General features: G+C 52.0%; 8 protein-coding genes. 1 reads left to right on the forward strand and 7 read right to left on the reverse strand.

What is annotated here, in order from left to right; genetic code table 11:
- Positions 1 to 3: 3 nt before the first annotated feature.
- From AC2FIO_RS21530 to AC2FIO_RS21560, 7 genes are all read right to left on the reverse strand, one after another.
- Entirely contained in the window at positions 4 to 504 is a 501-nt protein-coding gene (locus tag AC2FIO_RS21530) for a hypothetical protein (protein WP_496699909.1), read from the reverse strand.
- A gap of 124 nt (positions 505 to 628) precedes the next feature.
- Positions 629 to 2242, reverse strand: a complete 1614-nt coding sequence (locus AC2FIO_RS21535) for a mechanosensitive ion channel family protein (RefSeq protein WP_282121340.1) — start codon at positions 2240 to 2242, stop codon at positions 629 to 631.
- On the reverse strand, positions 2239 to 3561 hold the full coding sequence (locus AC2FIO_RS21540; RefSeq protein WP_282171048.1) for a mechanosensitive ion channel family protein: 1323 nt from the start codon (positions 3559 to 3561) through the stop codon (positions 2239 to 2241). Before AC2FIO_RS21540 ends, AC2FIO_RS21535 begins: the two co-directional genes overlap by 4 nt.
- 151 nt (positions 3562 to 3712) lie before the next feature.
- Positions 3713 to 4936, reverse strand: a complete 1224-nt coding sequence (locus tag AC2FIO_RS21545; RefSeq protein WP_496699910.1) for a carbohydrate porin — start codon at positions 4934 to 4936, stop codon at positions 3713 to 3715.
- 62 nt (positions 4937 to 4998) lie between these two features.
- On the reverse strand, positions 4999 to 5400 hold the full coding sequence (locus tag AC2FIO_RS21550) for a hypothetical protein (protein WP_496699911.1): 402 nt from the start codon (positions 5398 to 5400) through the stop codon (positions 4999 to 5001).
- A 72-nt stretch (positions 5401 to 5472) separates the two neighbouring features.
- Complete coding sequence (locus tag AC2FIO_RS21555) at positions 5473 to 6825, reverse strand: metal-dependent hydrolase family protein (protein WP_496699912.1); 1353 nt, start codon at positions 6823 to 6825, stop codon at positions 5473 to 5475.
- 62 nt (positions 6826 to 6887) lie between these two features.
- Positions 6888 to 8264, reverse strand: coding sequence for a metal-dependent hydrolase family protein (locus tag AC2FIO_RS21560; protein WP_472722354.1), 1377 nt, complete (start codon positions 8262 to 8264; stop codon positions 6888 to 6890).
- Positions 8265 to 8459: 195 nt separating this feature from the next.
- Here AC2FIO_RS21560 and AC2FIO_RS21565 point away from each other — a divergent pair.
- Positions 8460 to 9276 (forward strand): AraC family transcriptional regulator ligand-binding domain-containing protein (locus AC2FIO_RS21565; protein ID WP_496699913.1); only part of this gene is annotated, 817 nt, incomplete at its 3' end.

Here is a 9276-nt window from a genome sequence, read left to right on the forward strand (position 1 = left end):
GACCTAGTTCTTGAGTGGTTCAGGCTGTTCTGCCTGGCATGCCAAAACGGCCTCGATGGCTTTTGAGGACCCACTTAGATCAAGTTCTACTTCGGCTCCACTTTCACCAATAATCGTGACGCTTTGGCGCTTGCCGAATTCGGTTACAAACGCAGGGTTGTCGAAAAAAGCGTACCCCCCGGGGACGCCATTTTTAAAAACACCTATGGCTTCGCCTTCGAACTTTGCGTCACCAAAATCGAAGCTCACGATGCCGGTTGATCCGTCCTCAATCTGAACCCAGGCCGGATTGTAGGCGGCAAAGAAACCGCCAGCCTGATTGGGTGCGACGCCAATTTCAACTGTCATGTCGTCTTCGAAGGGCTTCCACGCGAGGCAGCCATTTCCTTTCTCGGGGTCGATCAAAATTTTCCAGTCGCCGGACTCACCCCACGGCTCCATACCAGCCGCAACAGCGCCACTCGCGAGAAGCGTTACTATTGCGGTAAATGTCCAATTGATCATCTGGAACCCCAAAACGTTCTGAAAACTATTGCATTAATCCTACCCATTGCTCTGGATCAATCAAACTATTCCGACAACCTGCAAGGGCGGGGTTTAGTGGACCCAGAGTGGACTTGGTATTCTTTTACTCCGCTATATGAGCAAGCTTTCCATCCCATTCCTCAGTGGGAATCTTAGGACTTGGCGGGTCAGCCATGTAGGACGGTGTCATAATTTGCGTACCGTTCTCGTTGAACACTTCCACGATGTTTTGGTGTAGATCAGACAGAATCTTAGGCAAACTCGATCCTCGAGATGTGTATGCGTTAATTTCGTAATTGATGGCATAGTCAGCCAACTGTGTCCAAAGTACAAAAGGCTCCGGGTTTTTCTTCAAACTCTGTGTGCGATGAGCCGCCTCTATCAACATTGCCGTGATTTTTTTTGGCGGCTCCTCGTACCCGATCCCGACCGTCGTGTGTACGAGAAGGCCTCGACCATCGACTTTGCGCGAATAATTCACGACCTCTGAGTTCAACAACTGAGCGTTTGGAATACTGATCATTTCGTTTTTGATGGATTTGATAAGTGTTTCCATAAGCTTGATTTCGGTTACGTCCCCTATCTTGTCGCCAACCATTATTCGATCACCAACATTCGTGCTGCGCCGATAGATGACAAACAGACCTGCCATCATGTTCGATACAACTGTGTTAGATCCCAACGAGACCATGATACCGGCAAGAATTGTCAGGCCTTGAAACGCCCGGGAACCTGAGCCCGGAATGTATGGGTAGGCGAACACCAGTGCGATCACGATGATCAAAGCCCTGAACAGCATGTTCGTTGGCGCGATCCAGTGCGCCTCGAAATCTTTGATTTCGAATGCACCGTTCTCCAGGTTGTCAAAGAACAGATCAAGGCCGCGGATCGCAAATCGACATAAGGCTGCAATAATCACCAGCATGATCAGGTTTGGGATGTACCCAACGACAGCCAGCACAACATTTATCAATGGCTCACTAACGTACTTTAGAAGAACTTGAGCGATGGCCTGGGTTTCCGCGAATGACAGCAAAACCAAGGACAGGTAGTAATAGAGAAAAAACAGAAACAGCACCCACATCAAAGCATGAATTGAATAAACGATGATAGACGCGATTGCCCTGCTTCGTAGGATTGACTTTGTAGCTTCCTCGACGCTTTCCGCTCTCTTTTCCAAGTTGTTTCTGACGTAGCCCAGAAACTTCTTCCGTTTGGCAAAGAAGAAGTATGACACCAGTGCAAACAACGCCGTCCAAGCGACAGCGGCCAAGGCGCTGTCAACGCGGCCTTCGCTGGATCGCGCTTCCCGGTACTTTAAAATGGCATTTTCGATGGCCTCTGCTTGCAGCCCGGCCAGAACTTCAATGTCCATCTGTTCGTGGTCGGCATCAGCCTGAGTGGTAATGGTGACCATATGGCCGTCGACGCGTACGAGTTGTCCAAATTCAGCCCGGGAGATTTGGATGTCGACCGTTTTGCTCTCTGATCTATCCGCGACTTGAGCAATTCTTTCTTCAATCTTTGCGGCCCTGTCCGTTGCGGGCAATGCGCTGGATCCGCGGACGACAAAAAGCTCATCCCCGTCGACAATAACCGGTGCTATGAATTCGGGATCTTCTCGCTCCTGCTGTGGCAGCAGTATTTCTTCTGACTGAGCCGAGGCTACACTGCAAAGAAGCAGAAAGGACATCATCCATATTACTAATGCTCTCATGTCTTTACTCCTTCCACTGGGATCAGGTGAACATCGCGCTGCGGGAACGGTATTGATATTCCCTCTTGGTCAAACCGCTCCTTGGCTTGTCCTGTGAGGTCCCAATAGACAGTCCAATAGTCGTCAGACTTGGACCACGGTCGACAAAAGATATTGACTGAATTGTCGCCAAGTTCACCAACAAATATTTCTGGATCAGGCGACTTCAGGCATAGTTCATGTCTTGCGACCAATTCCTTCAGAACATCGATTGCGTGAGCAGCGTTGTCTGAATACGCGATCCCAAAAACCAGATCGACGCGACGCTCATCAGATGCGCTGACATTTGTGATTACGTCACCCCAGATCTTACTATTCGGCACAATGATGATCTGGTTGTCGAAGGTTCGGATTTTTGTCGAAACGACCGACATCTCGTCAACAAAACCAGATGACCCGCCAACCTGAATATAGTCTCCGGTATCGAATGGCTTTAAAACCATGATCATCAGTCCGCTGGCGAGATTGCCTAGCGTTTCCTGAAGCGCAAAGCCAAGAATGAAAGACAAACCACCAAATATTGCAAACAAAGGAGTGACGTTCACACCGAACAAGGCAAGTACAACCAGAATGCCGAGAATAAAGACCGCCCAAAACACTGCGGTCGCAATGAATTTCTTAAGCATCCGCGATATTGTTGGTATCTTTTCAAGACCGCGCTCAGTTAAACGACGCACCATTTTGGCTACAAACATCATAACCCAAACAGCAGCCAAAACACCCAACCCAGCCAATAGAAGACCAGCACCTCCCTCCCAGGAAACCAACCATTGGAGAGCGTTATGAAATAAAGTCTGTAAATCCGTTGTTTTAAGCACGCCAGTTTTGAGCGCTAAAAGATAATCGGTATGCGGTTTCAGGTCTTCTTCGGCGGCACCCTTTAGGGCCCATTCGTTCAAGACCAGAGTGTAATTATCCAAAATTACAGTGCCAGTGTCGTTTATCAAAGAAAGCTGTGATCTCAGGTCATCTTCTTGCGCTTCGTTTCCGGCCTGAAGGCTAAGATTGATACGGGCAATTTCTTCAAGTTGGTTGCGAACATGGTCTTGCCAGGCAACAGCAATTTCTGAAAGCTCATCAGTCGTCAGCGGAACAAGCAGTATCTCCAGGTCACCGGCAGAAATTGATTTGTCGGCAACCTGAGTTAAGAGATCTTCTTGCTGTACCTCGGCAGGTTCCTGTTCACTCGCCGCGTTCTGTGCGTACGCTGGAACAGCGTTTGACGTCGAAACCGCCGCAGCAAAGAGCAAAATAACCAAACCGTAGATGTATCGCGTCATGACACTAAAGCTCCCACATAAAGACTGAAGAGATCATAAGGAGACCGAAAAGGTCTGCCATCAAAAATAGTTGGGGGCGACCCACTCACTTGCCGCCCCCGCCCGTTCCGGCCAAAATGAAGCCCGAACGGAAACTGCTACCCGGCATTCATCAAAGATTGACCCTCAGTCTCAGTCCCAAGACCAGCGGGTCGTTCGAGTTTGATCCGGGATTTTTCAGGTATTGCACGTCTGCCGTCAGTGCCAGATTGTCGGCCAAGTCCAAACGGTAGAAAGCTTCAAGTGTCGTTTGATTGGGCAATCCTGGTGTCGTCAGGTCGGCAACAGTGGCCGCTATGCCAAGGAGATCATCATAGGGGCCAGGTCGCCACATCAAGCCTGCGTTGACTGCACGCTTGGCCAACGCACCGCCGCCATTGGACCATCCCAGCCGTCCGAAGATCATCAGTTGGTTGTCGAATGTATGGTTGGCAGAAAGTGTGGCTCCATATGTTTCCGGTACGCCAACTTGTTGGCGCGCATCCGTGTGAAACATCCCCAGATGAACGTTTGTCAGAAATCGTTTTGATTTTTCGGGCGTCCAGCCGATCTCGGCGTATTTGTAGAATTCGCTACCCCCGGAAAACCACTCAATGTCTGTGAGAGACCCATTGGCATCGCTGACCACCCCTAACGCATAAATTTGATCCGTCAGGTAGCCGCCGACCGTGACACCAAAACCGGGATCGGGGATTGGCAGCACCGGGCTAAACAGGATTGAATAGTTCGAAAAGGTCGTCCTTGGGTTCACGTAACCCAGAATGTCAGAGTAGTCGCCCGGATCGATCCGACCCGCCACCACTCCTCCTCGTCCGTTTGCGAAGGCTTGTTGCCAGTAAGCTACCGACAAGGTCGTGTTCGTGTCCCCAAACGTGACCGCAGTTGCCCCTTGATATCCAATTTGCGCAGGCAGTGCTGAGGGTGCAATGGACTGGCCCAACCGGTGTCGGTTCTCCAGAATAAAGACAAGGCTACCCGGGTTTTCACCACCCCGGTTTGCCAATTCCCACGTCCCAACCATCCTGAGCTGACCGGATGCAGATTCGTCCTGCCCGGTCAGGCTGTGAGAACTGCGTTGGTATAGCGCTTGGTAATCAAAGCTGAGCGCCAATCCGGTGTTTTCCCGAAATCGACCCAAAGCGGTTTCGGTTGGATCAATGGCACGGTCCAAACCGGGCCAACGCGAATCTTCCAGCCGGCGCAACCTGTCTTGCTCCTGCTGCGCGCTGGCTGATCCCGGACCACCCAACGATACCTGGGCTGCGGCCTCAAGTTTCGCCTGAGCAGCATTTTCCTGGGCATCAGCAGCACCACCAAATAGTGCAAAGGCGCTCAATAATGCGGTGGCAAGGGTCGGTCGTGGTGGAAGATACGATCTCTGGTGCGACGAACCTCCAATCACTTTACGTTATCCACAGCTTTGATTTCGGGAACACGTTCCAGTGCCACAGCCATGTCGGCGCTGCTCATCAATTCGATCATTTGGTAGTCATCCAACAGGCCGTCGCCGAGGCGGCTGACATAGAAGGCCTGGATAAAGGTTGGATCGTCTGGCAGGGAAACAGTGATGTAGTTCTTCCCGTTTCCAAGCCCCCAGTAATAGCTCAAAAGCTCTCCACCGAGCGCTTCGATCCCGCCCTTCACCGAGACTGCGCGATCCCCCGGATTGGCGATCTGCATTTCCCAAGCGGCGCTATTGGACGTGCCAATGAACAAAAACGTACGCATGCTTTCGGCATCTTCAGCAGCAACAATTGAACCACAGATCGCCATAAAGACGCCAAGGCTGAGATGTTTCACAGTCTTTCCTTTCAGGGAAGGTTTCTTGGCTGACGTGTGGGGTTATCAAAGATAGACCACCCCACTTTCCTTTTATTCCAGCGTGTTCTTGTAGATCACGCCGTTTTTCATGATCAGATCGAAGTTGTTCTCGTAATCCGTCATGATCAGGGCATCCTCGACGGGGTTTCCATCGACCAGTAGAATGTCGGCATACGCACCTTCTGCAATCACACCGAGCGGGCCTTCGGGATAGGGGTTGAGTTTGCCTGACAGGGCCAACAATTCACCGGCTTTAGAGGTTGCTTGCATTAGAACTTCGTAGGATGACCATTGTTCGAGACGGTACTTGAACTCATCGTTCTGTTTGGTGAGAGCGACAGGATCCCCAATAATGTCGGTTGAAAAGGCGACTTTTTCGATCCCGAATTCTTTCAGCAACCGCATCTGGTTTCTCGCCCCGCCCTGAACCTCGAGGAACTTGGGCGCAGCCAACGGACCAAGCGCTTTGGTGACTGTTTCGGCATCCAGCCCCAGCAGCGAGAAGAATGGCACAACCCAAACATCCGCGTCCTTGATCGCCTGCGCCGACACCTCGGTCATCAATTGTGCATGATCGATGCTCTGCACACCTGCCTCGATGGACCGCAGAATGCTCTCGTCGTTGTAGACGTGCACCAGAACGTAGGTATCCCAATCTGCCGCAGCTTTGACAGCAGCTTCCAGTTCTTCCGGTAAGAATTGAACTGTGTGTAATGGGTCTACGCTGGAAGACACACCTCCGCCAGCCATGACCTTAATTTGCGATGCGCCCAGACGCAGTGCTTCCCGCGTCGCGCGCAGAACTTCTGGAACACCGTCGGCTAGAAACTCAACGTGCTGATTAAAAAACGACGGCGACGCCCCTTCGAAGTTTGGGTGCGGTTCTGTGTAGTGCCGATGTTCACCATGCCCGGACGTCTGTGAGATCACTGGCCCGGACGGGTAAATACGGGGGCCAATTGCTTTACCCCGGTCGATGGCTTTTTGAAGCCCCATCGCCGGCCCACCCGCATCACGGACGGAAGTAAAGCCGCGCAACAGCATCTTTTCTGCTTCGATCGTGGAAACGGCCCCCCAGTACATCCAATCAAAATTGTCCCTGAGATCCGCAACCGGCTCCGTGATCGCCATGTGCACATGCGCATCAATCAACCCCGGCATCAATGTGCGACCACCTCCATCCACAACCGTCGCGCCAGGCGCGTCGATGGCCTCGGTGGACACTTCTTTGATCAAGTTGCCTTCAACCAGAACGCTGGCGTTCTCGATCCGCGCCTCATTTACTCCGTCAAAGACATGGACGTTGGTGAACAGGGTTTGCGGCAGGGTATCCTGTGCAAATGCGGCAGTGGCCGTGCAAAAAACGAGGCTCGCGACGGCAGCCGTCTTTGTCGAAATACTCATGTCCTTCTCTCCCTTAAAATTTAGTGCGCGGGGCGCCGAGGTAAGTTCACCCCACGCGACACTCAGTCGAGTGTGTTCTTGTAGATCACGCCATCTTTCATGATGATCTTCAGATTGGTGTCGGGATCGGATAGCAGCAGGATGTCCTCCAGCGGGTTCCCGTCGACCAATAGAAGATCGGCGTATGCACCCACTTCGACCACACCCAGCGGGCCGTCCTGATAAGGATTGTTCAAACCAGTAAGACGGTTCATGCGCGCGCCGTTTGAAGTTGCGATGCGCAATATGTCGAAGGGTGTGAAATTCGCTTCAAGCAGGTATTTGAACTCGTCGCTCATCTTCTTGTCCTGCTCTAGCGTTTGGTCCCAGTTGTTGATGAGGTCAGTGCCCAGGGTATAGAGGTCGATCATGCCTGGCGTGGTTTGAATTACTTCAATCATGTTGGCCGCGGCATCCCGCACCGTCTTCCACTTCGCAAACGACGCTGGTGTGTAAAATGCTTCGGCCTGCTCGGTGGAGACCGAGTAGACCGGAGCCACGGCGGTCGCAAACATGATCTGTTTTTGAACCATGACCTCGGCCACTTCCGGAGTCAGAAACGGGATGTGTTCGACGGTCTTCGCGCCATTGTCGATACAGTTTCGGATCGCCTGTTCAGTGAACACATGGCAGGTCACATATGTGCCCCACTGTTCGGCGGTTTTGACTGCCATCTGGATTTCATCGGCTTGGTACTGAAGCGAATGCAGGGGGTCGAACTCGGACGTAACACCGCCGCTGACCATAATTTTGATCTGGGTTGCCCCGCGGCGCAGGTTCTCGCGTACGGCCATCCGGATCTGATCCGGCCCATCGGCTATAAAGCTCATTTCACTTTCGACCCAATGTGATGGTCCTTGCCCAGACAGTGTGGGATGCCGGTCGTTCAGTTTACGGAAGTCCGCGTGCCCGGATGTCTGGGTGATGAAGGCTTCAGAGGAGTAAATGCGCGGCCCGGGAAACATGCCGGAATCTATAATGCGAGCGATGGATTTTGCTGGTCCGCCTAGGTCCCGGACAGTGGTGAACCCATTCATCAGGATGCGTTCAGACCGAATTGTCGCGACGCCGCCAAGATGAAAGGGTGTGATATTCTGGCGCAAACCATCGCTGAGAGGGTTGAACACGGTAAGATGCACGTGTTGATCATGCATTCCGGGCATCAGTGTGCGCCCACCGCCCTCGATGATTTGCGCATTGGCAACGACAAGCGGCTCAGTCGAGACCTCGGCGATCAGGTTATCGACGACCAAAACATTTGCGTTCTCGATCCGCGCCTCGTTCACCCCGTCAAAGACATGAACATTTGTGAAAAGGATCGGGAAACTTTCTTCCTGTGAAGCGGCATGAGTTGGAAACAGATGGCTCGCAGCCAGTACTGCGGGCACAAGTATGCGCATCAGGCATCCGTTCATTAGGGCTCCAATCTTCAAGAATCGCAAAAGGCGCAATTAGGAGTCATTATAGAATTCGAATAACTTGATGCCTGACAGATTACCGGTTCGAGAAAATTAGCTTTGGGAAACTGCAAGATTTCATAATTTTATTGTGGGAATTTCCTACACTCGAGAATATTGCGAATTTCTGGAGAAGAGATGACAAGAAGACTTGGTAATAACACGGATCAGTCGCTGCCACTCGTCAGGGCTTCAGTTGCGGGTCCGGTTGTCGCAGCGCTTCGCAGCGTGGGGGTCGAACCCGCGTTTGTTCTGGATCCTCTGGGGTTGAACGAAGCGCAGGTAATGGACCCGAAGAATTTCCTGCGCCACGATACCGTCTACCAAATCTATCAGGCCGTGGCAGAAGCCACTTCACCGGATTTTTGCGCACGGGTCGGGCAATCCGTCGATCTTGTCAAATTTCTCCCGCTTGGCGATATGCTGGCAGAAGCCCTTACATTGGGAGATTTTTTTACCAGGTTCACACAAGCGGTTTCCAAAGAATCCAATGCCGTTACGCAATCCCTCTTTGTCGAAGGAGAGCACGCGTATTTCAGTGCCAAAAGGAACTTCCAAATTTCGGTTTCTCCCAGCCAAACCGATGCGTTTCTGACGAGTATTTGGATATCCCTGTTACACCGTGTCCTGGATTTCAGGTGGGACCCCAACCAGGTCATTCTTCGCGTCAGTGACCCGGATGCGCTGCCCGGTCAGTTTCACGGCGTTCGGGCAATCAAGTGCAATCCTCAAGGTTTTTCGATCAGGTTTCCCTCCAGCTGGTTAAGTTACAGACTACGACCAGAGGCACTGGAAAACCCCCCAGACTACAGGGTTATGGATGAAGATCTGGCCGCCCCGCAGGATTTCCTTGCGGGACTGAAAGGCCTAATCAGGGCCCATCTTGCGGATTCAGGATTTGGTGTGGATGAGCTTGCGGACCTTTGCGGTTTTCATCAGGAAACACTGAACAACC

This window comes from Ruegeria sp. CDSB086, assembly GCF_059611065.1.